The 25,251-nt window shown below is 36.0% G+C and carries 27 protein-coding genes; 20 read left to right on the forward strand and 7 right to left on the reverse strand.

What is annotated here, in order from left to right; translation table 11 throughout:
- The first annotated feature begins 84 nt into the window (after nucleotides 1-84).
- The 8 genes from MTQ00_RS02445 (at nucleotide 85) to MTQ00_RS02480 (ending at nucleotide 5,813) form a co-directional block, all read left to right on the forward strand.
- Nucleotides 85-669 carry a Crp/Fnr family transcriptional regulator gene (locus tag MTQ00_RS02445; protein WP_273647585.1) on the forward strand — a complete coding sequence of 195 codons (585 nt, stop codon included), beginning with the start codon at nucleotides 85-87 and terminating at the stop codon, nucleotides 667-669.
- 136 nt (nucleotides 670-805) lie between these two features.
- Nucleotides 806-940 (forward strand): hypothetical protein, encoded by a 135-nt coding sequence (locus MTQ00_RS02450; protein ID WP_273647586.1) that lies wholly within the window; start codon nucleotides 806-808, stop codon nucleotides 938-940.
- A gap of 276 nt (nucleotides 941-1,216) precedes the next feature.
- Nucleotides 1,217-1,864, forward strand: a complete 648-nt coding sequence (locus MTQ00_RS02455; RefSeq protein WP_273647587.1) for a malonic semialdehyde reductase — start codon at nucleotides 1,217-1,219, stop codon at nucleotides 1,862-1,864.
- Between the two features lie 84 nt (nucleotides 1,865-1,948).
- Complete coding sequence (locus MTQ00_RS02460) at nucleotides 1,949-2,317, forward strand: VOC family protein (protein ID WP_273647588.1); 369 nt, start codon at nucleotides 1,949-1,951, stop codon at nucleotides 2,315-2,317.
- 191 nt (nucleotides 2,318-2,508) lie between these two features.
- The gene (locus MTQ00_RS02465; protein ID WP_273647589.1) at nucleotides 2,509-3,036 is read left to right on the forward strand and encodes a YceI family protein; all 528 of its coding nucleotides are present in this window, start codon (nucleotides 2,509-2,511) and stop codon (nucleotides 3,034-3,036) included.
- A gap of 73 nt (nucleotides 3,037-3,109) precedes the next feature.
- Nucleotides 3,110-4,129, forward strand: coding sequence for an Atu2307/SP_0267 family LLM class monooxygenase (locus tag MTQ00_RS02470; protein ID WP_273647590.1), 1,020 nt, complete (start codon nucleotides 3,110-3,112; stop codon nucleotides 4,127-4,129).
- A gap of 66 nt (nucleotides 4,130-4,195) precedes the next feature.
- Complete coding sequence (locus tag MTQ00_RS02475; RefSeq protein WP_273647591.1) at nucleotides 4,196-5,179, forward strand: type I glyceraldehyde-3-phosphate dehydrogenase; 984 nt, start codon at nucleotides 4,196-4,198, stop codon at nucleotides 5,177-5,179.
- Nucleotides 5,180-5,201: 22 nt separating this feature from the next.
- Entirely contained in the window at nucleotides 5,202-5,813 is a 612-nt protein-coding gene (locus MTQ00_RS02480) for a pyridoxamine 5'-phosphate oxidase family protein (RefSeq protein ID WP_273647592.1), read from the forward strand.
- Nucleotides 5,814-6,437: 624 nt separating this feature from the next.
- Here MTQ00_RS02480 and MTQ00_RS02485 read toward each other — a convergent pair.
- From MTQ00_RS02485 to MTQ00_RS02495, 3 genes are all read right to left on the reverse strand, one after another.
- Complete coding sequence (locus MTQ00_RS02485; protein WP_273647593.1) at nucleotides 6,438-7,859, reverse strand: amino acid racemase; 1,422 nt, start codon at nucleotides 7,857-7,859, stop codon at nucleotides 6,438-6,440.
- Nucleotides 7,860-8,493: 634 nt separating this feature from the next.
- Entirely contained in the window at nucleotides 8,494-9,225 is a 732-nt protein-coding gene (locus tag MTQ00_RS02490; RefSeq protein ID WP_273647594.1) for a pirin family protein, read from the reverse strand.
- 73 nt (nucleotides 9,226-9,298) lie between these two features.
- The gene (locus MTQ00_RS02495) at nucleotides 9,299-9,874 is read right to left on the reverse strand and encodes an isochorismatase family protein (RefSeq protein ID WP_273647595.1); all 576 of its coding nucleotides are present in this window, start codon (nucleotides 9,872-9,874) and stop codon (nucleotides 9,299-9,301) included.
- Nucleotides 9,875-10,256: 382 nt separating this feature from the next.
- Between MTQ00_RS02495 and MTQ00_RS02500 the strand changes: the two genes are divergently transcribed.
- From MTQ00_RS02500 to MTQ00_RS02535, 8 genes are all read left to right on the forward strand, one after another.
- Entirely contained in the window at nucleotides 10,257-10,802 is a 546-nt protein-coding gene (locus MTQ00_RS02500; RefSeq protein ID WP_273647596.1) for a carboxymuconolactone decarboxylase family protein, read from the forward strand.
- Between the two features lie 48 nt (nucleotides 10,803-10,850).
- A complete protein-coding gene (locus tag MTQ00_RS02505) occupies nucleotides 10,851-11,714 on the forward strand; it encodes an alpha/beta fold hydrolase (protein WP_273647597.1) in 864 nt (287 codons plus the stop codon).
- A 162-nt stretch (nucleotides 11,715-11,876) separates the two neighbouring features.
- Nucleotides 11,877-12,455, forward strand: a complete 579-nt coding sequence (locus tag MTQ00_RS02510) for a Crp/Fnr family transcriptional regulator (RefSeq protein WP_273647598.1) — start codon at nucleotides 11,877-11,879, stop codon at nucleotides 12,453-12,455.
- Nucleotides 12,456-12,550: 95 nt separating this feature from the next.
- The gene (locus MTQ00_RS02515; RefSeq protein WP_273647599.1) at nucleotides 12,551-13,369 is read left to right on the forward strand and encodes an MBL fold metallo-hydrolase; all 819 of its coding nucleotides are present in this window, start codon (nucleotides 12,551-12,553) and stop codon (nucleotides 13,367-13,369) included.
- A 33-nt stretch (nucleotides 13,370-13,402) separates the two neighbouring features.
- Nucleotides 13,403-13,813 carry a nuclear transport factor 2 family protein gene (locus MTQ00_RS02520; protein ID WP_273647600.1) on the forward strand — a complete coding sequence of 137 codons (411 nt, stop codon included), beginning with the start codon at nucleotides 13,403-13,405 and terminating at the stop codon, nucleotides 13,811-13,813.
- A 974-nt stretch (nucleotides 13,814-14,787) separates the two neighbouring features.
- Nucleotides 14,788-15,279 carry a cupin domain-containing protein gene (locus MTQ00_RS02525; protein WP_273647601.1) on the forward strand — a complete coding sequence of 164 codons (492 nt, stop codon included), beginning with the start codon at nucleotides 14,788-14,790 and terminating at the stop codon, nucleotides 15,277-15,279.
- Nucleotides 15,280-15,285: 6 nt separating this feature from the next.
- Complete coding sequence (locus MTQ00_RS02530) at nucleotides 15,286-16,125, forward strand: AraC family transcriptional regulator (RefSeq protein ID WP_273647602.1); 840 nt, start codon at nucleotides 15,286-15,288, stop codon at nucleotides 16,123-16,125.
- A gap of 23 nt (nucleotides 16,126-16,148) precedes the next feature.
- Complete coding sequence (locus MTQ00_RS02535; RefSeq protein WP_273647603.1) at nucleotides 16,149-17,165, forward strand: NADPH:quinone reductase; 1,017 nt, start codon at nucleotides 16,149-16,151, stop codon at nucleotides 17,163-17,165.
- A gap of 491 nt (nucleotides 17,166-17,656) precedes the next feature.
- Here MTQ00_RS02535 and MTQ00_RS22350 read toward each other — a convergent pair whose 3' ends face one another.
- Nucleotides 17,657-17,848, reverse strand: a complete 192-nt coding sequence (locus MTQ00_RS22350) for a glycoside hydrolase family 30 beta sandwich domain-containing protein (protein WP_373428006.1) — start codon at nucleotides 17,846-17,848, stop codon at nucleotides 17,657-17,659.
- Here MTQ00_RS22350 and MTQ00_RS02540 point away from each other — a divergent pair.
- Nucleotides 17,824-18,678, forward strand: a complete 855-nt coding sequence (locus MTQ00_RS02540) for an erythromycin esterase family protein (RefSeq protein WP_273647604.1) — start codon at nucleotides 17,824-17,826, stop codon at nucleotides 18,676-18,678. The two genes, MTQ00_RS22350 and MTQ00_RS02540, sit on opposite strands and share 25 nt — an antisense overlap.
- Before the next feature lie 232 nt (nucleotides 18,679-18,910).
- Here the strand turns inward: MTQ00_RS02540 and MTQ00_RS02545 are convergent, their stop codons facing one another.
- The gene (locus MTQ00_RS02545) at nucleotides 18,911-20,407 is read right to left on the reverse strand and encodes a BspA family leucine-rich repeat surface protein (protein WP_273647605.1); all 1,497 of its coding nucleotides are present in this window, start codon (nucleotides 20,405-20,407) and stop codon (nucleotides 18,911-18,913) included.
- Between the two features lie 434 nt (nucleotides 20,408-20,841).
- Between MTQ00_RS02545 and MTQ00_RS02550 the strand changes: the two genes are divergently transcribed.
- From MTQ00_RS02550 to MTQ00_RS02560, 3 genes are all read left to right on the forward strand, one after another.
- Nucleotides 20,842-21,447: a DUF6134 family protein gene (locus tag MTQ00_RS02550; protein ID WP_273647606.1), complete on the forward strand. Its 606-nt coding sequence runs from the start codon at nucleotides 20,842-20,844 to the stop codon at nucleotides 21,445-21,447.
- A gap of 165 nt (nucleotides 21,448-21,612) precedes the next feature.
- Complete coding sequence (locus MTQ00_RS02555) at nucleotides 21,613-22,077, forward strand: hypothetical protein (RefSeq protein WP_273647607.1); 465 nt, start codon at nucleotides 21,613-21,615, stop codon at nucleotides 22,075-22,077.
- Nucleotides 22,078-22,372: 295 nt separating this feature from the next.
- A complete protein-coding gene (locus MTQ00_RS02560) occupies nucleotides 22,373-24,172 on the forward strand; it encodes a hypothetical protein (protein ID WP_273647608.1) in 1,800 nt (599 codons plus the stop codon).
- Between the two features lie 78 nt (nucleotides 24,173-24,250).
- Here MTQ00_RS02560 and MTQ00_RS02565 read toward each other — a convergent pair whose 3' ends face one another.
- Together MTQ00_RS02565 and MTQ00_RS02570 are read right to left on the reverse strand one after the other, a co-directional pair.
- Nucleotides 24,251-24,634 (reverse strand): hypothetical protein, encoded by a 384-nt coding sequence (locus tag MTQ00_RS02565; protein ID WP_273647609.1) that lies wholly within the window; start codon nucleotides 24,632-24,634, stop codon nucleotides 24,251-24,253.
- 75 nt (nucleotides 24,635-24,709) lie between these two features.
- The gene (locus MTQ00_RS02570; RefSeq protein ID WP_273647610.1) at nucleotides 24,710-25,240 is read right to left on the reverse strand and encodes a Crp/Fnr family transcriptional regulator; all 531 of its coding nucleotides are present in this window, start codon (nucleotides 25,238-25,240) and stop codon (nucleotides 24,710-24,712) included.
- Nucleotides 25,241-25,251 lie beyond the last annotated feature (11 nt).

Below are 25,251 nucleotides of genomic sequence, written 5' to 3' on the forward strand. Positions count from 1 at the left end.
AAACTATAGTAAGAATAACAATTAGCACATTATTCTACTTAAAAAAGATTTTTTACCTTTAGTACAGCTTTTATTTGATCACCTATGCACGAAACCTTATTCAAATATATTGAAGACAAATCCGGAATGACCTTGAAATCTGATGAAAAGATCCTCATAGAAGAAAAATTCAAACCAAAAAAATTTCGGAAACGGCAATATCTTCTGCAGGAGGGTGATGTGTGCAAATATGCCAGCTTTGTTGTTAAAGGATCTGCCCGTATGTTTTCGGTTAATGATAAAGGTCAGGAACATATTGTTCGTTTTGGAGTCGAGGATTGGTGGCTCGGTGATCCTGAAAGCTATACGCAGGGCACCCCTACAAAATTTCACATAGAAATGCTTGAAGATTCTGAACTATTGCAGATTACCTGGGAGCATCTTCAAGATCTTATGGCGGCGATTCCTGCTGTTGCAGCTACCTTAAAATCAATGGATAAGCAGAGTTTCATAGCAAGCCAAAAACGAATACATGCAGCCATAAGCATGAGCGCAGAAGAGCGCTATGAAGAGTTGATGAAGTCCTATCCATCGTTCATTTTAAGATTTCCGCAAAACATGGTTGCATCTTACCTAGGTATTTCCCCTGAAACATTAAGCAGAATTAAAAAGAATGCCTTGAACGGTTGATTAAATGATTATACAATTATACGATCATACAATCAAAAGGTGGTTACTTTCCTGCTTATTTTATTTGGACTTTTTAAGCGGATCACTGCTGTGGCTAGGTATGATCTTTAAAGCGCATATCCAAGTTTGATTCTTTATGGGCTGGGCCGGCACTTTACAAGGGGAAGGTTATGAATACCATTTGCTTGTGATAGGAATATTAGTGGTGCTGGCGAAATATGGTTCAGGAAAGGTAGCGCTGGATAATCTGTTGCATAAAAACATAAAATAGAGACGGCTGTAAATTTCCAATACTGCATAAACGTTTTAGTAATTGAAAGGATTCGCTTGAGTCCTTTTTTTGTTTATAAACATCTGCTCTCTTACACGAATCCATGATTGATGTCAGTGCTATGCTCTTGATAAATGTCAAGACCATTTTTTGACAAAGGTCATTAATGCTTATTTATGATTAACGCAAATTTGTAACATCAAAATGAATCAAGGGCAATGTCCCTATAAACAAAGAATACATTAGATAATATAAGGACAATTAAAATTTACTATAATGACAACAAATTCAAATCCTCACACAAATTACAATGATGCCGAAAGTTTAGATAGAAAAATTCTTTCTACCGATGTTTTTGATCAGCTTTTTACCAAAGCAAGATCACACCACCATTGGACGGATAAGGCAGTCTCAGATGAAGACTTAAAAAAACTATATGAGATCGTAAAATATGGTCCGACAAGCGGCAACCTGCAACCTGCCCGAATTATATTTGTTCGAAGTGAAGCAGGGAAAGAAAAACTTTATCCCGCATTAGAAGGGATGGGGAGCAATCTAGGACAGGTTAAGTCAGCACCAGTGACCGCGATCATAGCACAGGACGAGCTTTTTTGGCGGGAGGCACCAAAACTATTTCCGAGAATAGATGTTAAACCAATGTTTGAAAATGATCCCAGCTTTGCTGAATCTATAGCCTACAGGAGCAGTTCCCTAACTGGAGCTTATCTCATGATCGCGGCACGTGGTCTCGGACTGGATGTATGTCCAATGTCCGGATTCCATAATAATATTATCGATGAAACATTTTTTAAAGGGACTTCATGGAAGGCAAATTTCATCTGCACGATCGGTTATGGAGATGATTCCAAATTGCATCCGCGTGATCCGCGTCTGGCCTTTGAAGAAGCTTGTCGTTTTGAATAAAGCTATCGGATTTATTAAAGAATGATAAAACGAAAGTGTTTTTCATTTTATCATTCTTAAGTTCAAAAATTAAGATTTCAAACTATGAGAAAAAATAAAATTCCGCTTCGAATTTCTATAAATGGCAAACCTGAAACTGCGCAATACTGGGAAGCACTTGCAAAGGTATTGGGAGCAAAAAACATGCTGGGAGATCCAGGCCTTTCGGCCTATAAGCTAAATGATAATACAGTATTGGAGATTTATGGAACAGGTCTGGTCGGTCCTCAAATGATTTTTAGAGACGGCGATATTGTGATAGGTTTCCAGGTGGACGACCTAGAAAAATCCGTGGATATTTTGCTAAAAGCTGGAGTTGAACCTGTTGATGGTATTATCAGGACATGTGAAAGCTATGCTTACAGTCATCTTTTATTTGACGGAAATCTTTTTGGACTTTATCAGATCGACTAGGCTTGACATTTATCAATCGTATTTTTTGATAAACATCATTCCCTATCTTTTGACAATAGCTGAACTTTGACATACAAACTTTAAGAACGACAGTAATTCAGATACGATTATCAATATATAATCTTCTTGCTCTAAGAAGTTACTAATAGAAATAAAAATTAATTATAAATAACACTTAAAAATTTACAAACATGGCAACAAAATGGAATCTTGACCCAACGCACAGTGATATTACTTTTAAAGTAAAGCACATGATGATTTCTAACGTAAGAGGAAGCTTCACAGATTTTAATGTGGAAGTGGATACTGAGGATGATACGTTTACTAATGCAAAAACGAGAGTAACGATCAAAACCGATTCGATTTCAACCAATAATACTGATCGTGATAACCATCTGAAATCCGCTGATTTCTTCAATGTGGAACAAAATCCAACCATCACTTTTGAGTCTTCAGCACTAAATGTTAGTGATGGGCTTACAGGTAATCTTACCATCAATGGAATTACTAAGCCTGTTACCATCGACCTGGATTTTAACGGGATCGAAGTAGATCCTTATGGAAATTCGAGAGCTGGCTTTTCTTTTGAAGGAAAAGTCAACAGAAAAGACTTTGGTTTGACATGGAATGCTGCCCTGGAAACAGGCGGGCTAATGATTGGAGAAGATGTCAAATTAGCTGGAGATCTGCAATTTGTAAAGCAGGTACAAGAAGGCTAAAGCATTTCTGAAGAAATAATTTTAAGCGGCCAGCTAAATGTTAGCCGCTTTCATTCAAAAGCAAATATTTATTATGGAAATAGGAATTGACAGTTTTGCATCTGCCATGTATGGCACTACAGGAATTACACCAGATCTTGCAATGAAAGAATTGCTTGAGCGTATCGAGCTTGCCGACCAGGTAGGATTATCCGTGTTTGGGATTGGTGAACACCATAAAAAAGGATTTTTAGATTCTGCTCCTGCAGTTATTTTAGCTGCCGCAGCAGCTCGTACCAAGAAGATACGGCTGGCAAGCGCAGTAGTAGTTCTTGGAGCTGCAGATCCCGTCCGGCTTTTCCAGAGTTTTGCAACTCTGGATATTATTTCTGAGGGAAGAACAGAAATGGTTGTTGGCAGGGGATCCTCGATAGAAGCGTACCCGCTTTTCGGACTGAATCTCAGCGACTATGATGAGCTGTTCCATGAAAAACTGAATCTTTTGCTGGAAATCCGTAAAAACGAATTCGTGACTTGGAGCGGTAAATTTCGTTCAAAGTTAGACAATCTTCCAGTTTATCCAAGACCTTTGCAAGAAAAGCTCCCTATTTGGTTGGGAGTGGGCGGTACTCCAGCCTCTTTTGAAAGGGCAGGCCGATTAGGATTACCACTAATGGTAGCTGTCATTGGTGGTTTTACGGAACGATTTAGACCTTTGGTTGATATATACAGAGAAGCAGGAGCTAAGGCTGGATTTAGACCCGAGGATTTAAAGGTCGGTCTGCATTCACCTGGTTATGTTGCTGAAAACGATATGAATGCTATCGCCGAATATTATCCCGGACATGTTGATCAGTGGAACAGAATTGGCAAAGAAAGAGGGTGGGCGCCAATCACACGTTCTCAGTTTGATTTAAATGTCAGTCCCAAAGGTGTATTAGTAGTAGGTGGTCCCGAAGCGGTAGCAGAAAAAATAATTAATCACAGTGAGTCACTCGGAGGTATCCAAAGATTCACTTTTCAGATGGACAATGCCGGTCTTTCACACAGCCAGTTAATGAAGGCCATAGAACTAATTGGTTCCAAGGTTATTCCGACTGTGAACATGACATAAATGTAGAAAATATGTTGTAATTTCATTCAAATTTCACAATTCCAAATATATTAAAAAAGTAACAAAATGAAAAAAATCGCTATTAACGGATTTGGCCGTATTGGCCGTGCTGCCTTAAAAATCATTTTTGATACGAATGATCTTGAAGTAGTTGGTATCAATGATCTAATGAGTATAGAAAATGCTGTGTACCTGCTCAAATACGACAGTAACTATGGCAAATATGAAAAAGATGTTCAGATTGCTGGTGATACAATTGTTGTGAATGGTAAGCCAGTTAAATATACTAACGTCACGGACATAGAAAGTTTACCATGGAAAGAAATAGGCGCAGAAATAATCATTGAAAGTACAGGTTTGTTCACCAATAAAAATGATGCTGAGAAGCACCTTACAGCCGGTGCAAAATTTGTGGTGATTTCCGGTCCGACCAAGGATACTCCAACTGTCGTACATGGTGTAAATACAGAGGACGGTAAAGTTTCAGTTTTTTCATGTGCAAGCTGTACTACCAATAACATTAGCCCCATTATTGAAATACTGGGAAGACGACTTGGTATCAAAAAAGCAATTTTGAATACAACACATGGTTATACAGCATCTCAGACCCTAATTGATGCCCCATCTAAGAAAGAGCCCCGTATGGGCAGAGCAGCAGGTATCAATCTGGCACCAGCTGCTACAGGGGCTGCTATAGCAACAACAAAAGCCCTACCTCAGTATGTAGGAAAGTTTGATGGTATAGCAGTTCGAGTACCAGTTCCTGTAGGCTCTATATCCGACATAACTTTTGTTGCAGAAAGACCTACGAGCATTGAAGAAATTAACCAAATTTTGACTGAAGAATCAAAAACTGAGCGGTATAGTAAAGTTATTTCTGTAACAGACGAACCTCTTGTATCTACTGACATCATCAAAAGTCCATTTGCTTCAACTGTTGATTTGGAAATGACCCGTGTTGTTGATGGTGACCTGGTAAAGGTTATGGCATGGTATGACAATGAATGGGGATTTAGCAATCAGATGATCAGACAGATCCAGTCTATTTAAAACTATCAAAAAACTACAGCAGATGAATTATGCAAACACAGCATTTACAGAAGTAATTAAGGCGATCCAGGAACAACAGGGAAGCCGTGATATCTATGAACGGATGGAAAAACAAAGTTACCGCGATGGTCTGACAGAAGTTGAAAAGGGTTTTATAAGTGGGATGGATAGCTTCTATCTGGCTTCATTTGGCGAAAATGGATTTCCTTATATTCAGCATCGTGGTGGTCCAAAAGGCTTTGTTAAAGTTATTGATAAGGAGACCCTTGGTATGATTGATTTCAGTGGGAATAAGCAATATATTTCCGTTGGAAATATTGTCACCAATAATAAGGTATCACTGATAATGATGTCATATCCTATGCGTGCAAGATTAAAAATCTATGCTAAGGCTGAGGTTATAGAAATTGAGGACGATCCGGCTCTATTTAAAGAATTGAAACCTAATGATTATAAATTCAAACCGGAGCGAATGCTGATCTTTCGGATCGAAGCTTACGACTGGAACTGCCCACAACATATTATACCGAGATACACCGAGTCGGAAATTACAGAAATACTTGGACCTAAGTTGGAATATATTGAAAAGCTAGAGGAAGAACTAAGTACTTTGCGCAATCGTATAAAAGGGTAATTCCTAACTAAAAATAAAAACAGATGATATTCTGACCACTAAAGGTGGTGCTGAAAGATTATAGCGAAACTCAGTTAACCTTCCCCTCTTTTCAAAATTGAACATATTGCACAGCTTCCGGCGATCAGATTAAGATACTGGCAACTCAATCACGACACGGTTCTGCAGGCATCGAACGAATCACGGGGGATTTGATGGGCTTTCATATTACCGTGTAAGTGGAAGAAAGAATTTTGAGCTGTATATAACAGAGGATACCGTGTACTATAATGAAAAGCTGATAAAAGGGGACTGGAAAATCAACTGGTAATTTTTTCTCCGCAGATATTAATGACTTATCGGATGATGCTGTTTCCGCTTATAATTATTTGAAAAACAGAAATGACCTGAATTATTCCAAAATGGGATTTTTAGGAGCAAATCAGGGTGTGGCTTATTCCGTTGGGAGCCAATAAGATTTCCGATTGTGGCTTTGCAATTTTAGTAGTCGGTCCTGCAGTTTCTCTTTACGAGCAATATTTCAATAGGGTTCAATATACTGCCTGGAAATGTCGCAAAATTTTCAATGATAAAATATTCTAAAAAAATATATTAATAGTCATCAGAACTTCAAATCTATATGATTCATTGTACTGTTGAAAGATCAACTATTTTCTTAGCTAAAATTAGTGTGGGATCTACTAAAGTAACTTTTCTCCCCTTACTTATAATAGTGTCTTCCGATGAGAACATTAATGGCAATTCGGTACAACCAAGGATGATCACATCAGCACCTTCATGAATCAAAAAGTCAGCGGCTTTGAGTACATATTCCTTACAAATACCTTCAGCAAATCCTGCTTTTACACCTAATTGACCATAAATACTTTCCATAACATACTCCTGATGTTTTGTATCGGGTATAATAACTTCCAATTTCATCTCATTTAGCACATCATGATAAACCCTACTATGTAAAGTTCCACTGGTAGCAAGCAGACCAACTTTTATATAACCATAATTTTGTAGAATATGCTCAGCGGTAATGTTCAGCATATTAATAATTGGAATTCCCAGATGCTCCTGAATATCTTTGACAAAAGCATGAGCCGTATTGCACGGAATGGCGATCGCATCTGCACCTTCCGCCTCTAATCGCTTACAAGTTGAAAACATGGCTACAGTAGGATCAGTTTCCTGCCGAATAAGATTAGCAGTTCTATCGGGAATTTGCGGATTTTGTTCGACTACCATTTTGATATGATCCTGATCTTTTTGGGCAGGTGTACTCTGTATAATCTTGTTCATGAAGTCTACTGTAGCTGATGGCCCGACTCCTCCAAGGATACCTATTTTAAAAGACTTTTCTACATTACTGTTAGGATTCAGCAGGGCATAGTCTGCATACACTTGATTCACATCAATCATTTGGATACCACGTCTATGCAATAATTCAGTAATTAGTGAGAGTTCAGTGATACCTGGCAAAATAATATCACAGCCGCCTTCAGTTAGTTCTGCACAGATTTTGTAAATGTACTCGAATGATAGGCCTTCAAAATATCCGTTTTTTATTCCATATTTACCATATATTGCTTCCATCAACTTATCCTGATCAATAGGAAATATGAGTTCATAATCAAGAAAATATTCGTCAAGCTTTTTGCTCTGCCTAACAAAATCAGAGGTAAGTATACCAATTCTGGTTCCAGAGGAGAATCTCGAACGTATATAAGCGGCAAGAGCATCATATATATTTACGATCGTAATAGAAATTTCCTTCTGTAGCTCATCAATGAAAGAATGGCTTGCAAAACAGGGCAGTAGTATTTTAGTGACATCTCTTTTCTCAAAATTCTTACTAACATTATATGTATAAAATTTTCTTGATCTGATATCCTCTTCCTGATGTAAGGGGAGGTTAATCTGGCTGTAGGGTTGCTGTTCAAAGATAAAGTGGTAGCCCAATTGATTTTTAAGAACTTTCTTGTTTTTGAGTAATTTGAAGAACAGGTCGCCACCGGATAAAGTGCCAAGGCCGCCGATTACTGCAATTTTTTCTACCATTCCGCTTGACTAAATAATATTTTACAAATTTACAAAATTTTTTAGCAAAACTTAAGGACTAATTTTTAGTTTAGCGATAAAAAAAGAACTACTAATGAAAGGGCGACTTTGCTTTGTTAGTTAATATCAATATAATGAATTACAAGATCTTAGAAAAAAACGAATTATCAATAGTTATTTGAGCTTGGAAGCTATTTTGTGAAAGAATGGAGTATTTTTGATATCATTTCAAAGAAGTGTAATAATTAGGTAATGGCTCAAAATATGCATGTGGTGTGAAATAAGTTATTGCTTCTGTATACATGGAAACCAGTGTATAACGTTCGGCTCCTGGATGCTTACAGTACAGAAGGGATTATAATAGTTTTTTTAAGGAGTTGTTAACAAAGTTTAAAACTAGGACTGCTAAACTTAAGATTTTATAAAACTTGCAAAATATGAACAGACTGAAGTCTTCAAACGTATGGACCTGAGATTTGTTGGCCACAGCAAATCTTAGCGCAAGAAACCACACCCTGCCGATCGGTTACTATGAAGACGGAACGAATCTGGATAAATTGTATATCGGGACAAATTATACAGCAGAGTATGGAGGGAATTCAACAAATTGTCTCAAAGTAGCTTATAGGTAAAATCAAATGTAAAACTTGTTACCACTAAACATTCCGGTATCACTATATTCTGCATTTTTTTTAATTTGAAATAAAACCAGATTACTCTCTGTTTCAGCTTCAATAATTAAATTTTCTTCAAAAATCACAGAATCCCCTTTTGTAACTGTCTCATTTCCGATTTTAATATTTCCATTAAAACAGTAAAGAAAATTAATAATCTTATCATAATTTTCAGGAACTTTAATAGAATTTTTTTTGTTTAATCTTATATCAAAAATATTAGTTTCCACTCTTAATTTCAAAGGAGCGTGTTTTTGATTTCCCGCAACTAAACGCCAAATATTATCGCTGTAAATATTTTCAAACTGATGAAACTGAACCTTCGGAGGCAAATCATTTTCTGTAGGGCGCATAAAGATCTGAAGCATTTCAACGTTTTCTTCTGAACTTTCCTCGTGTGAAATACCACTTCCGGCGTTCATCATCATCATATAAGAGCTATTCAAATGCTCTTCATGTCCGGTACTGTCTTTGTGAATCATTTTTCCTGAGCGCATGTAAGATAAAATTTCATCGTTCTGATGAGGATGCATCGGCACCAGTCCGGGAGGTTTGAATAGCGCATGATCAATTCTTCCAATGGTAAAAAAGCCGGTATCTGTTTTATCCAAATTGGCACCAGGGTATAGAATTTCCACTTGAAAAGTAGAATTTCCGTGAGTATGTTTTTCTGAAGCTTTTATAATTTTCATAACTTTGATTTTAATAAAAAAAGAAACACAGGTAGTTCCACAGAACCCGTGTTTCTTTTTGTTAAATTGACGATTAATGATAGTTTAAAATTCCTACCAATTTCTGTCCGTTAGGGCTTGTCCAGTCGATAGCCAATTCAGAAATAATCTGGTCAACTGTTGTAATAATAGCTCCTGCCTGTCTCATTCTTTCCAAAGCTAGATTATCTCCATATTTTGTATAAGAAGCCGATGCATCCGCAGAAACCTGCACTTCATATCCTTCATCTAACATCTGTAAAACCGGGAAAGTAACACAGATTTCAGTAGTGACTCCGGCTACGAAAAGTTTTTTACGTCCTAAATCTTTTACTGCTTTATTAAAACCGTCATGGTGCATGGCATTTACAATTCCCGGACGTTTAATACGTGCTTTGAATGCTTCCGGTAAAATTTCTTCAAGTTCAGGAATCAACGGTCCCTGTACATACTCTTCCATACTTGAAGTAAGAATTACAGGCATATTAAGCGCTTTTGCAATTTTTGCCAGTTTAATTGCGTTTTGCTTTACTAAATTAATGTCATGAGAATGTGTCCATGCCATTGTTCCTACTTGGTGATCAATTAGCAGCATTGCTGCGTTTTCCGGGTTGAATGCTTTTGTGTGCATAATGTAATTATTTAAATGTTAATAAAAATTTGTTTTTGCTACAACAGAAATTATATGATTGTTGTACAGGACAAAATTATGCTCATTGCAAGCCCTAAAACGGTGATATTTGATACAAAAAAACTGTGATAAATGTCAATCAATTTTTAAATTTTATATCTAAAAAACCTGATTATCAGTTTATTAAATGATAAAAGACCATCTTGGAATTGATATTTTGTCATTTTAAAAAAAATAATTGTTAAAAAATTTAAGAAAAATAACGCTTAGAAAAATTGCCAACTCTTCGGGAAATGATGCCTAACTGTTGCCTGGTTCAAATTCACAATTTTGTACCGTCAATAACGACAAACATATTTAATAATTTAAAAACAATATTATTATGGCACGCATTAAAGCATTAAATCCGGAGGAAGCTACCGGAAAAACAAAAGAACTTTTCGAGACTGTAAAATCTAAAATGGGAATGGTTCCCAACATGATGAGAACTTTAGGAAATTCTCCAGCGGTACTTAATGGATATCTGGGTTTCAATGCCGGATTAAGTTATTCTTCGCTTGGAGGAAAATTAGGAGAACTGATTGCACTTACCGTAGCCAACGAAAACGGATGTAACTATTGCAACGCTGCACACAGTTTTGTCGGTGGCAAAATGGGAATCAGCGAACAGGATATTAACGATGCAAGAAATGGAGTTTCTTCAGATCAGAAGGTAAATGCAGCCCTGGTTTTTGCTAAAGAAATTCTGAATACTAAAGGAGTAGTTTCTAATGAATCTTTAGAAAGAGTAAGAGCAGCAGGTTACAATGACGCTCAGATTCTGGAAATTTTAGCTCAGGTATCACTCAGCATTTTTACTAATTATGCAAATATTTTGGCAGATACAGATATTGACTTTCCAAAGCTGGCTCCAATCTCTAAAAACTAATCAACACTTATAATTTAAAATAAATCTTAAACTTAAATACTTACAACAATGAAGACAACATTCAATACAATTGATATCAACGGAATAGAAATTTTTTACAGAGAGGCAGGTGACAGAAAAAATCCGACATTAGTTTTGTTACATGGTTATCCGACCTCATCGCACATGTACAGAAATCTTATCAATGATCTTTCAGATAAATATCATCTGATTGCTCCTGATTATCCAGGCTATGGAAGAAGTGAGCAGCCACCTATGAGTGAATTCGAATACACTTTTGATAATTTTGCAAAAATAGTGACAGAGTTGTTAGCAAAACTTGATATTAAAAAATACAGTCTTTATCTGATGGATTATGGAGCTCCCATCGGTTTTAGAATTGCCAGTGCATTCCCTGAAAAAATAGATTCATTAATTGTACAGAACGGTTGTGCCTATGAAGAGGGGCTGGAAGCGTTCTGGGATCCGATTAAAGCCTATTGGAAAGATCGTAACAATAAAGAAGCTGAAAATACATTAAGGGGTTTCCATGACCTCAATGGTCTGAAATGGCAATATACCCACAGTGTAACGGATCCAAGCGTAATTTCTCCGGATAACTGGGAAATTGACCTGAGACATTTGGAAAGACCTGAAAACGGAGCAATACAATTAGCTTTATTCTATGATTATCAGAATAATATCCCTTTGTACACGAGTTGGCAGCAATATTTCAGAGATTATCAACCGGAAATGCTTATTGTTTACGGCAAGGATGATTACATTTTTCCGGGTTCAGGGGCAGAAGCATTTAAGAAAGATGTAAAAAATCTTGAATTCCATTTGTTTGAAGCTGGTCACTTTGCTTTAGAGAGTCATGGTGACGAAATTGCGGCAATTATTGAAAATTTTTTAGACAGAAAAGTTAAATAAGTTGTTCACTTTTTGAAATCACCCTATAAAACTTACAGGGTGATTTTAATACTCACTACTATTTAAATTAATAAAATATACAAATATGAAAAAAGCGGGAATTTTTTTAATTTTGATAATAAGCGACTTTTATGGTTGCCAACTAACAAATAATTATTAAAAATGTACGAACCGCTTTTTGATTATATAGAACGTTACAGCAATTCAGGGCTTTCGTCCGAAGAAAAAATAACAATTCAATCGTTGTTGCTTCCTAAAAAGTTGCGAAAAAAACAATATTTTTTGGAGGAGGGTAATGCGTGTCCATACACAGGTTTTATTCTTAATGGAGCAATCCGGATGTTCAGTGTAGACAGCCACGGCATCGAATACATTCTTCAATTGGCAATAGAAAATTGGTGGATTGTAGACCGGCAGAGTTTTATTAATCAAACACCTTCAAAATATTATATTGAAGCATGGGAAGACACAGAATTATTAGTGTTACCAAGACCTAATCTGGATGCGTTTCTGGAAATTCCGGCTATTAAAGCCATGTTTTGGAAGATGAGTGAAAACAACCATATCGCAACGCAAAAACGTGTTGACGATGCGATTAGCCTGAGTGCTTTGGAACGATATAAGAGTTTCGTTAAACTTCATCCTGAAATGATCCAAAGATTTCCATTGCATCAGATTGCCTCTTATTTGGGAATTTCAAGAGAGACATTAAGCAGAATCCGTAAACAAAGCTTTCGGTAATTGATTTTTCTGTCGATTGTGAGTTTGTGACAAATATCAACGTTTTGAATGTGCAGCTGCTGTAAATTTGTTTCAATAGAATTATAATTAAAATCATGGAAAGAAATATCAAAACTACAGATACGGGAAATAATATTCTCATGACTGCCACATATATCGGAGGTCCTACAGTACTTCTTAATATTGGCGGATTTCGTATAATGACTGATCCTACTTTAGATCCTGAAGGAACTTCATTCATTTTAAATGAAAAAATGAAAGAGTCAAAGTTGTCGGGACCTGCAATAATTCCCGGAAAGCCCGTTGACATTGTTTTATTGAGTCATGATCAGCATTTTGATAATTTAGATAACATGGGCCGGGAATACCTAAAAGAAGTGAAAGCAACGCTGACCACGAAAAAAGGAGCGGAAAGATTAAAAGGAAACAGTATCGGTTTAGATCCTAAAGAATATATAGCTTATAGTTCCCCTGCTGGGGACGAAATCAGAATAACAGCTACTTCTGCCCGCCACGGTCCCGCAGGAATAGAAAAGCTAGCAGGCGATGTTATAGGATTTCATATTGCCGTTTCAGGAAAAAATAATTTTGAATTATATATTACCGGAGATACCGTCTTCTACAATGAAATTGAAAATCTCGGGAAAACAATAAATCCGGCCTACATTTTCGCATTTGCAGGAGCGGCTCGTCCCAGGGGACCATTTAACTTAACAATGGGTACCAACGATGTTCTAGATACCGCTCATGTTTTTCCAAAATCAATTATTATTCCTTTACATTCGGAAGGATGGTCACATTATACAGAAAACAATGCCAATTTGGAAGAGGCTTTCGATATTTTGGGAATTAGAGAAAGACTTCAGATTTTAAAACCAGGTGTTGAAACTATGCTTTCTTTACACTCAAATTAAATACAATTTCAATCTCCTTTAATATATAACAAGATGGAACAGAAACATCCTTTACCTCCATTTACTCAGGAAACTGCTATACAAAAAGTACAGTTGGCAGAAGACGCTTGGAATTCTAAAGATCCTGAAAAAATAGCATTAGCATATACAGTTGACAGCCAGTGGCGCAATCGTTCTGAATTTATAACAGGCCGTGAAGAAATTATAAAATTTCTAACAGGAAAGTGGCAAAAAGAATTGGATTATAAATTGAAAAAAGAACTGTGGGCTTTTACGGATAACCGTATTGCTGTACGTTACGAATATGAATATCATAATGCAGAAGGCCAGTGGTTCAGAGCTTATGGTAATGAAAACTGGGAATTTGATGAGAATGGTTTGATGCAGAGACGTTTTGCAAGCGTAAATGATCTTCCTATACAGGAGTCTGAAAGACGATTTTAGCAACCACTTAAAAAAACAGTCTAATTAAGACTGTTTTTTAATTTATATTTAAATATCCTAAAAGTTACATTAAAAAAATTAAAAGACTTATTATCTAGCACGAAGTGGGGATAGTAGGTCTTAATTTGTATTAAATAACTTTAACCCCTTTTATTTCCACCATACATGCCTCTTTTAAAAATAGAACTGTTTTCATCTGTGAAAAATAAACCAATTCTACTTCCGCTGAAGTGACGATAGTAAATTTTTCGTCTATGAAAAGAAGTGAATCATTTTTTTCTAAAATAATCTCCGAATTTATTATAGAAAAGCCTGGATAAACGTGCAGCAGGCCGATAAGACCATTTTAAGACAATCTAGAAGGACAATGTTTGTATACCGAACAATCTTGTAAAAAATATTCAGGTCTGGCTGTTGAAGTGGGATTTGGTTTTTGCTGATTGAGATCCCAGCAAACGTCATTTGTTATTGCTGTAGAGCTTATCGAAATCCTGGATGATTACCTCTGGTTTCAGACTCTCTCCGGACTCGATATATATTTGTAGTCTCTCGAGCAACTTGGCCTGTCCGTCAATATCTTCTTCATGATAAATCGTTTACCAGTTTCCATCAGCATTAGTTTCTTGCTACCAAGATTTTCAGTGAATCTTCAGAATCCGAATGTTTTACTTTTCCTATACTGAAATAAGAAAGAATTTCATTTTTAACGTGAGGATGCATAGGGATTTCTGTTTACTCCGAAATGTCACGTGATCTATTATTCCGATACTTCCAATATCTGAGTCTGCAGTAATTATTTGAACCAGGATAAAGTATCTTGATCGGATCGTGATCTTTAGTGTATTCCCTGATATTTTTTTAACATAGTTTCTTTTTCTTTTCATTATTTATCATTTGAGTATTGTGACAAATGTCAACGTTTTGAAGCTATATGGTCTGTAAATTTGCTTACAGAAAACCCTAAGCTGAAAATTATGGAATCAGAGATAAGCATCAGAGATAAAGAAAAAGGAAAAAGATTGGGTGTTGCGGGCGGTAATTACAGAGTAATTGTGTCAGGTGATGACACTGATCAAAGTTATGCAGTCATCGAAATGACGGTTCCGCCCGGAGGCGGTCCCCCGCCTCATTCTCATCCGGATACACATGAAATATTTTACGTACTGGAAGGAGAAGTTGAAATTAAAACAGAGAAAGGAAAAGAAGTCGTTTCTCAAGGTGGATTTGTAACAATCCCTCTTGGTGGTGCAATTCATTGTTTTAAAAATACATCGGATTCTTTTGTTAAACTTCTTTGTACGGTTATGCCTGCAGGTTTGGAAAAGATTTTTGAAGCGATCGGCCAGCCAGTGGCAGAAAATGAATTTTTACCCGTTCCCGAAATGACGGAAGAAAGAAAAAGTTTTTTAAAACATTTGGATGAACTTAATGGACAAAAAACTTATGATGTTAATTATTTAGATTAAAAAATTATGATTTTTACGAATGATTTAAATGAAACATTGCAGGTCTGTAATCTAGACCAGACAAATGCTGATATCGTTTCAAACGTACAAAAAACTGACATGACTTTTATATGGAATACGGGGCAATCCATGAAAATAGAGGTAGATAAATATGTTTATATTCTTCAAAAGAATCAGATTATATTTCTAACAGAATTCCATAAGATTGATTCTCTGGAGATTGAGTCTGCCAGAATGGTAAGATTTAATCAACCGTTTTATTGTATTGTAAACCATGATAATGAAGTTGGTAGTAAAGGAATGTTGTTTTTCGGAGCTTCGGACATTCCTATCGTTACTGTTGATGATGATATGATAAGGGATTTTGAGTTATCTTGGGAGATTTTTTGCTCGGAAATAAATAAAAACGATATTCTTAAGCAAGACATGTTACAATCTTTATTAAAAAGAATGTTAATCTTATCTGTAAGAATCCTCAGACAGTCAAACAAATTTAGTAATCTTGAAAAAAGCCAAAGTGATGTAATCAGGGAATTTAATTATTTGGTTGAAAGACATTTTGCAGAGCATCACGATGTTGCTTTTTATGCTTCCAGACTCAATAAATCTCCAAAAACATTGTCGAACTTATTTTCTCTTGTTTCTAGTCGGGCTCCGCTTCATATAATTCATGATAGAATAATGATTCATGCAAAAAGACAGATTAATTATTCTGGTTTATCCATAAAAGAGATTGCTTACGAACTTGGATATGATAATATTCAGACGTTCAGTCGGTTTTTTAAAAGTAAAGAAGGAGTATCCCCTGTTCATTACCGTAAAAAAGTTACAGAGTCTGTGTATTAAGTATTAATTAAAAAATAAAAGTTATGACAGATAAAATTACGATGCATGCTGCTTATTTTGAACAACAGGGATCAGCATCCGACGTTTTGCAGGTAAATCAATTGCCGATTCCTGTTCCCGGACGAGGAGAAGTTCGTATCCGTGTTATTTTATCAGGCGTCAACCCTTCTGATATAAAATCGAGGACAGGTTTTTTGGGGCCTATGCTTTTTAACAGAATTATACCACATCAGGACGGTGCAGGTATTATAGATGCTGTGGGAGAAGGAATAGATGCTATAAGGATTGGCGAAAGAGTTTGGATATATGAAGCACAATATGGCAGAGCAAATGGAACAGCATCCGAGTACATTGTTATTCCTGCCAATCAGGCTGTACAACTACCTGAAAATGTTTCTTTTGAGACTGGTGCAAGTTTAGGAATAGCAGCAATGACCGCGCATTATTGTTTATTTGCAGACGGGAATATCGCAGGTCGAAGGGTATTAATTCAAGGGGGAGCAGGAGCAGTCGGTGAAGCGGCAATACAGCTTGCTAAATGGTCAGGAGCATGGGTTGCAGCTACCATAAGGAACCCGGATGACGAAATGCGTGTCCGTTCAAAAGGATCAGATGTTGTTATCAACATGAGTAACCAAGATGTAGCTGAGGAAATAAAAAAAGCAACAGACGGTCGGGGAGTGGACCGGATTATTGAAGTTGACCTGAGTTCCAATTTAAATATTGATCTTGCAAGCATTGCAAAAGGCGGAGTTATAAGTACATACTCTGCAAAAAAAATGGACGAAAATTTCGCTCTTTCGATATTAAATTCCATGATAAATAATATTGCCTTCCGATTTGTATATGTCTATACAATGCCAGAAGAATTTAAAAAGAAAGCGATTGAAGATATTAGTAATTGTATTAGTGAAGGAAAATATACTCCTACTATTGGACTCACTGTTCCTCTTGACAAGATTTGGGAAGCGCATGAAGCGTTGGAGTTTCATAAGGTTAAAGGGAAAGTACTTGTACGGATTTTAAATGACGAAAATTAAAATAGGCAATGATACACTTTAGTGTACCAATTCATTTTCTTTTTAAAAAGTTGAAGCTTAAAGATTATAAGAGAAAAAACTTCGGTAATAATATACATAAGTGTACCAAAATATATTTTTAATGTAAATGCAATTTTTAAGATTAGTAACGCAATTTTTGTAGTTAAGTAACCTCGCATTAAATTTTAGTTTTGTATCTACAATTTTATTAACTTTCTTTTAATTGGATTCTATTGCTTTTTTTAGACAACCCGATCTCATGCTTCTCTGATTAGGAAAGCCTGTCATTAACTGTTTATATAATACTGAATTTCTGGTACCAGTAACAGAAGAAATATCGAAACATTTAGTGGAAGATTTAGAAAGAATTGCAGAATTGAATAATCTTGTCATGTGACCAAAACAAGCGTATCTTCAAACATTTTTATTGATGATCTAATTCGCCTAGCCAAATTAGACAGGAATTGTTAACTACCTGGTGCAGTGGATGACTATGAGACACTGCCAATCCATTTGAATGTGGCCGCCGAATTGGCAGGTATGCTATAGGTGAAGGATTGTGCCCCCCATTTGACTTTGCATGAAGTTGCTGAGCTGCTATTATTGTATGCGATAAGAACCTTTGAACCATCGGGATTTCTAAATGCTGTTGCACGGAATGTATTTTTGGCTTTGGCAAACACAAGAGACCTTGGATTTTGTTGAATGGTTAAAGCTTCATAACGAAAATATGAATAACAAAATACTGTTTGACGGCTTTGACATGCAATGTTATTTTGGAGCTTTACAGCAGATTACAGACATTTATAAAGCAAATAATTATGAGCTAGATGATATTAATAATCTGACTAAAATTTTAAAAGAAAACAATCGAGGTCAAAGAAAATATACAGATAAAATTCAGGATGCTATAAATAACTTATTGGATAAAATCTCCCAAAATGCTGTGAAAATTGATGATGCAGAGACAAAGAAAAGATATTTACAGAATATTACAGTAATAAGACAAAATATACAGGTTGGAAGTTCAGTTACCAGGGATAAATTTATGGCTGAAAATATAGATTGGATCAAACAAAATTATAACCCAAGCAGGGTAATCGTATCTGCCCATAACTTCCATGTTTCTAAAGAAGATTCCTCGTCAATGGGGTTTCATATAAACAAAAAATATCAAAGTGATTATGTGAACTTTGGATTTGCATTTTTTGAAGGGAATTACACGGCGAGCGTAAATAAAAAGATAGGAACATTCACATCACAAACATCACCACAAGGTAGTTTAGAATATAATTTAAATTCATTAAACATACCTTATTTTGTGTTAGATTTAAAATCTATAAAGACTGATAAAAATGAATTGGGAGAATGGATATTGAAAAAGATTCTGTTTCGAAAAACCGGTTCCGGAACTGAAAGTAATGAGTTTAGAAAAACAAATATTGCAGATTCTTTTGACTATTTGATTTTTATCAATAAATCTTCGCATTCAAATTTATTGAGAGGATTTTAACAGGAAATACACAACAGATGAAAGAAATTGATAAGTCGTCATGGTTCACAGTTGCTTAAAAATGCATTTTTGTGCATCCACAAGCTGCTAAAGCGGTAAGGATAATATAGTAATTATCAAATTTTTGTCATTTTATATTGCCTTTTAAATTTTCTTCACCTACATAAATATAATACTTAAAAAGCTCCAAAGTACAATGACTTTGGAGCTGATTTAATTGTAAATTAACCTGTTATTGCTTGATTATTTTAGTTAGAGTCGTATCACCTTTTAAGAAATAATCTCCCGATGGATATTCAGTAAGATCGATCGTGTTTTTCCCTTTTCTAAACATCATATTTTTAATGAGGTTACCATTGATATTATATAAATGAACATTTTCGTCCGAAGCGGATTCCACATTAATCACTCCTGTCGTTGGATTAGGATAAGCAGAGGTTTTTGTTTTTGGTGAAACTTCTGTTGTTGACAGAAAACAACCGGCAATATAGGAATCTCCAATAATATTAAACCCTTTATTGATCAGCTGAGCTCTGGCCAGCATAGCCTGCGGTGTAGAATAAACAAGTCCTGTTGCATCTATAGTTCCGGATGTTATTGTTGAGTTCCCCCATGTAGGATTATTATTCAGAGCAATAAGAAACTTACTGTAATTCGTACATGATAAGCCCGCATTTTTAAATCCAAAATAGATTGCATTCCAGCTGAAATTTTGAAGCTTGATGTTCCACGAAGAAATATCCTGGTCAAAATGGGAAGCACCCGAAAACATATTAAATCCGGCAATATAATCAACCTTGCTTACGTCCCAATTTCCAATGGGCTGATTGAATGATACTGCATTTTCAAACATATGCTCAAAATCTTTTACTTTACCTGTATTCCAGTTATTAAGAGGCTGATTAAATGCTTTTGCATTATAGAATGTATAACGGAAATTAGTAGCATTTTCCGTATTCCATGAATTTAATGGCTGATTAAAAGAAGTAGCATCCGAAAACATAGAAGAGAAGTCAGTTCCGGACATTGTATTCCAGGAAGAAATATCTTGATTGAAAGAAGAAGCAGAAGAAAACATGCCGCTAAAATTGGTTACTTTTGCTGTATCCCAGTTTCCAATATTCTGATTAAACAGAGTAGCTCCGCTGAACATACCGCTCATATCCGTAATATTGTACGGATTCCAGTAAGAAAATGAAGTGTGCCCTGTCAAAGATGAACAGTTTAGGAACATTTGTGACAAATTGTTTATATGTGTAAGGTCAGGAGTATCTGCAGCCGTTACATTAAGACTGGGACAGTTCGCGAATGCACTTTCGAATTGCTGGAGCCATGTAGTATTTCCCCACTGACTTACTTCTATGAGCTCCTGATTTCCCTCAGGAGGCATAATACCGGTATTGGCCCTGAACCCATAAAATAATCCGTTACCGCCGGATACTTTCACTTCGTAGGTGGCTTGCAGAGGATCCGCATGTAATGAAGGTCCGAAATTTATGGTTATAGGATTGTTACTGTTTGAAGTGACAGAATTCATGATTCCATTATGCTGAGGATATCCTACTTCTTCCCAATAAATGGTGTAATCGGTTCCTGTGCCGCCGAACTTTATTGAATGATCAATAATGCCATTTGCATTTGGTTTCCAGAGCGTAGTAAATTCATTCTGCGCGTAGGAAATGAAAAAAGAAAGAAGAAAAATGATTATCAGTTGTTTTTTAAACATCATGTAAAAAAGTTGTTTTTAGGTTAAAATTTGGCTTAGTAAGACAATTAATTTCCCGGGATTCTTTATCTTATCTCTAATACAAAGGTACTTTTGCACAGCGACAGAACTCGTCGTATTAAAAATTATCATTTCTTTTTTTGAGTTTTTTGATGAAAATTATCCTGTAAATATTGGTAACAACAGAACAATTTAAATTGGAAAGAGTGTGAAGAAAAATGTATCCCATGTCAATTGGGTTGCAGCAATACGAATCGGTGGCTAAGCTTAGTACAATTATTTTAAAAAAGTTCAATTTTATAAACAAGAACGAAGATCCGTATTCAAATATCTCATTTTTAATCATTTAAATTATTTAAAATAATAAGTTCACATTTATCCTCCGGAACATTTTAAGCTTTTTCCCGGACTAATTTTGCTTCATAAATATTTTTATTATGAAAGCACTCCTGATTTTTACGGTGATGGTGTACAATTATTTTCAACCTTTCATGGCACCACCCATTAACAAAGAATTGAACTATTCCATTATCAAGGACAATAAAATGATTGGCAAGATCCATGTGGAACGTTCTCTAAAAGATGATGTCACTGAATATCTTTTTGAATCCAGGGCCAAAGTAAAACTTCTTTACAGTATTGAAATTTATGACAAAATGGGGGTTACCTTTAAACAGAATATCCTTCAGCAGGCCAGACTTTACCGGACAATGAACGGGAAACTAAAGGTGAACAATACCGCTACCTGGAACGGAAGTTTTTATCATCTTTCGGATAAAGATGGAGCTAGTGGCTCGCTGAAACAGTCAATTTTCAGTTCGACGGCAAGTTTGTATTTTAATGAACCGGGAAATATAAAATCCGTTTTTTCGGAGAAATTCCAAAAAATGATTCCTGTCCGGAAGATTACTTCGGGAAAGTACAGAATCGATCTGCCCAACGGAAACTCCACTACTTATACCTACAGCAATGGAATTTGTACTTTGGTGGAAGCCGATACGGATTTTGCGAACTTAAAATTTGTTCTTGATCAGAACCGATAATCAGGAGTAACAAATGACCTGAACCCTTTCTCCTAAAGGCCGAAATCAATACATTTAAAAACAGGGAAATATTATTGTTGACAGTGTTTTTTGTTTTGGTAATAATATCACAGGATCTTTCAAAAGAAAATACTGATTTTTGCGTTTATTTCTTAAATTTGACTCATGCGAAAGAATCTTTATTGTATCCTTATATCATTTTCTCTTGTGAGTTGCTATACTTATCAGGTAAAAAAACAGGCCGATCCCACAGCCGACAATAAGCAGGCATCCAAAATGAGCTCTGGTAATAATGCACCTGCGCAAACGAAAAATCCAAACGCTGATTCCCAAAATCTGAATCTGCAACAAGTATCCGCTCCTGTGAATGTTCAGGAGAAGCTCTCACCTAATAAAAATGTGAGGATTGAAGCAGACGGCAAAACCTACAAAGTAATAGTGGACAGATGGGAGAGTGATAGTCTGGTTGCGCATCCGGTCCATAATCCCAAGAAAATTCTAAAATTTCATAAGAATCAGATTAATGCCGAAAGAATTGCTGAAAAAAGATTTTCGCAACCCATAGCTGATATCATTACGGTAGCGGCCTATGCCGGTGCGGGGGTTCTTATCTGGTCGCTTTTGAAATAGTTTTCTACAAAAGTTTTTTGCGCTATTACGGTTGAACACCCCAGTATTTCGCTTGCTGTTTATTTTGGTTCAAAGCGCAATAAATTGCCAGTTGATCTATAACAAAGTAATTGATTGATTTTGAATTTGTTTCAGTTCAACTTATACCAAAAGATAACTTTTCATTTGCTATCTGCAGATGCATTCATCTTTCCTGGAGTGAAAGATGATGTGATTTCAATAGAATTTAGTACGTTTTTAATTCTTATTGGCTTGTAAATTGATATTATCAAGCTTATTGAATTTTTGATGACTAATGACTAGATCTACTATATTTTTAATTTTGCTGTTCAGTGGTTTTTTCTTTTTAAATGCACAGGAAAAAAAAGATTCTCTTTATTACAAAATAGAAGAATTTTCGGATCATCATAAAGTGACCAAATTCTTTCACCGTCTCATATTCCGTAGAGAAGCGGATTCTACTTCTGTTAAGTCCAGAACTGAAAAGCTATCGCAGGAGAAATATAACAGGAAATACATCAGAAATATCCGTATAGAAACGATAGACCCCTTTGGATATGGTTCCAAGGATACCAAAGAGCAATCTAAATGGTACGACTGGATCACCAATCACCTTCATCCTAATACCAAGACTTCTACGGTTAATAATTACCTGCTTTTTCACGAGGGGGAAGAGTATAATGCGCAGAAACTCTATGAATCCGAACGTTTGTTGAGAAAGATGGCTTTTGTCAACAGGGTTCATATCGGTGTTGAGGAAAGTAATTCCAACAATGATTCTATTGATGTGGTGGTAAGGGTTCTCGACTCATGGAGTTTAAAACCCAGGCTAAGCTACTCGGGAAGTAAAATCGGCCTTGGAGTTACGGAAGAAAATGTTCTGGGATTAGGCCATACCTTCGATTTCCTTTACCGAAACGATTCTAAAGAAAAGCAAAACTACCTTTTGGGAAGTTACACGGCCTATAACCTTTTCGGGTCCTATGTTGATGCACAGATTCTGGGGGAGAGGGATTTTTTTAAAAATGAAAGAATCAACTTCAATGTCAGGAGAGACTTTTTCTCACCGCTCACCAAATGGGCCGGTGGTGTTAGTCTGGAATATTTCATGAGGCATGTTTTACTTCCTGTAGAGAATGATACAACATATCCGGAAGTCCAGATCAAGGTATATAGCCAGGATGTATGGGGTGGATATCAGATTCCTGTTTCATCCGATCCGAATGAAAAAGTCTCCAGTAATATTGCCATAATCGGGAGGTTTCAAAACTATCAATATAAAGACAGCCCGGGAATCGACCGGTATCAGTATTTTAATTCTTACAGCAGTTTCCTGATGTCTATCGGGTTTATCCAAAGAAATTTCTCGGTTCAGAAAAATATTTTTCAATATGATTTGCCGGAAGATATTGCTTATGGTAAATCGTTGAATTTGACTGCCGGGGGATTGTCAAGGAATAACGACGTAAAACCATATGTGGGAGTTGCGGCATCTTATGGTAATTTTACCAGGCTGGGATATTTTAATTTAAAAGCTGAGTTCGGAAGGTTTTTTAATGAAGACAATCAAAATCGCGAGTCCTTCCGGTTGGATGGAACTTATTTTACCCATCTGATGGATTGGAAATTTGCCAAGGTGAGACATTTTTTCTCTCCGACCCTGGCTTTGGGAAATCCACAGCATAACTATTCGTACAAAGACAGAATTAATCTTTCGGCTTCAGATGAATTTCCGGTTTATAACTCGGATTATATCGGGACTAAGAAACTGGTTCTGAGATATCAGCTTCAGTTGTTCGTTAATAAAACATGGAAGAATTTTCACTTCAGCCCGTATTTAACCGCCGCAGTGGGCTGGCTGGGTATGCCTGATGACAAATTACTGAAAACAACAGCCAACACAAAAATAGGAATTGGTGTTCTGATCAATAATCCTTTTCTGGTATTCAACAGGATCCAGATCTCTTTTACTTATTATCCGCGTGTTCCGTTTGATAATAATTCGGTTTTTGATTTTAACAGCAACCGAAATAATCTTTTACCAATCAATAACTTTTCGACCGATATTCCGCATTTTGTGAATTTTGGAAATTAAAGAACAGTTTTTTATACTTTCGTTTAAAGAGCCTTCCTGAGAAGGCTCTTTTTGTTTTAGATTATAGCCCGAAATAGATCAAACTTCAGAACCTAATTTTTTTTCAGATGAATCACCTTCTAAAAGGAAAGTTAGTTCGTCACAATGGACTACTTTGTCATTTTTGAATTTGAATTCTGCAAAGACTTTGTGTTTTACTACCTCTTCATTCTGAAGAATACTGGTCACATAATGCTTTGTAATCACGCAATTTTCATCACTCATTATATTGTCAAACACTACCTTTTGCTCAACTACTTTTTCCTTTAATTTCCGGATATGATTTTTAAAAGAATTAAAATCCAGCATTACCCCATCTACCTCCTGAATATAATCTTCACTGAAGTATTTGTTGATCAGGGATTCGTCATAATTTTTGTTTTCTATGACTTCTTTGAATACGGCTTGTATTAATTTTTCCATTGTTGATATAATTTTCAACAAATGTAGCCTGGAAGTAAGTGATCCGTCGTTAACAATTGTAAAGAAATGAAGCGTTCATCGATTTCTGATCCTGCTTAAGCTGACCGGCGTCATACCGAGGTAAGACGCGATCAAATGCTGAGGAATACGGAGGATGATTTCCGGATTTTCTTCAAGAAGCTTTTTGTAGCGCATCTCCGGCTTTTCCCGGATCTGAGAGATCAATAACTGCTGGTAATCATTTACCCGGCTTATGAGATATTTATTAAAGAGATTCACGAAGGTAATGTCTTCGGATAATGTATCGATATCCGTTTTTTCTACTGATAAAAGGCTGCATGCTTCGATCGTTTCCACTGTATAAGAGCTTGGCTGATGATAAAAGAAGCTCTCGGAACAGCAAAAAATATGATTTTCAAACAGGAATTGAAATGTGACTTCTTTACCGTCATAATTTGTCCAGCCTCTCAGAATTCCTTTTTTTAAATAATAGAACTTTCGCGAAACTGTTCCTTCTTCGATTATTACGCTTTTAGGCCCGTATTTTTCTTCTTTCCCGGATTTGAAAAGAAGATCAGTAAGCTGATGTAATTCGTGGTCTTTCATAGAATGCAACT

The sequence above is a fragment of the Chryseobacterium sp. B21-037 genome, assembly GCF_028570785.1.
GTDB classification, from domain to species: Bacteria; Bacteroidota; Bacteroidia; order Flavobacteriales; family Weeksellaceae; genus Chryseobacterium; species Chryseobacterium proteolyticum.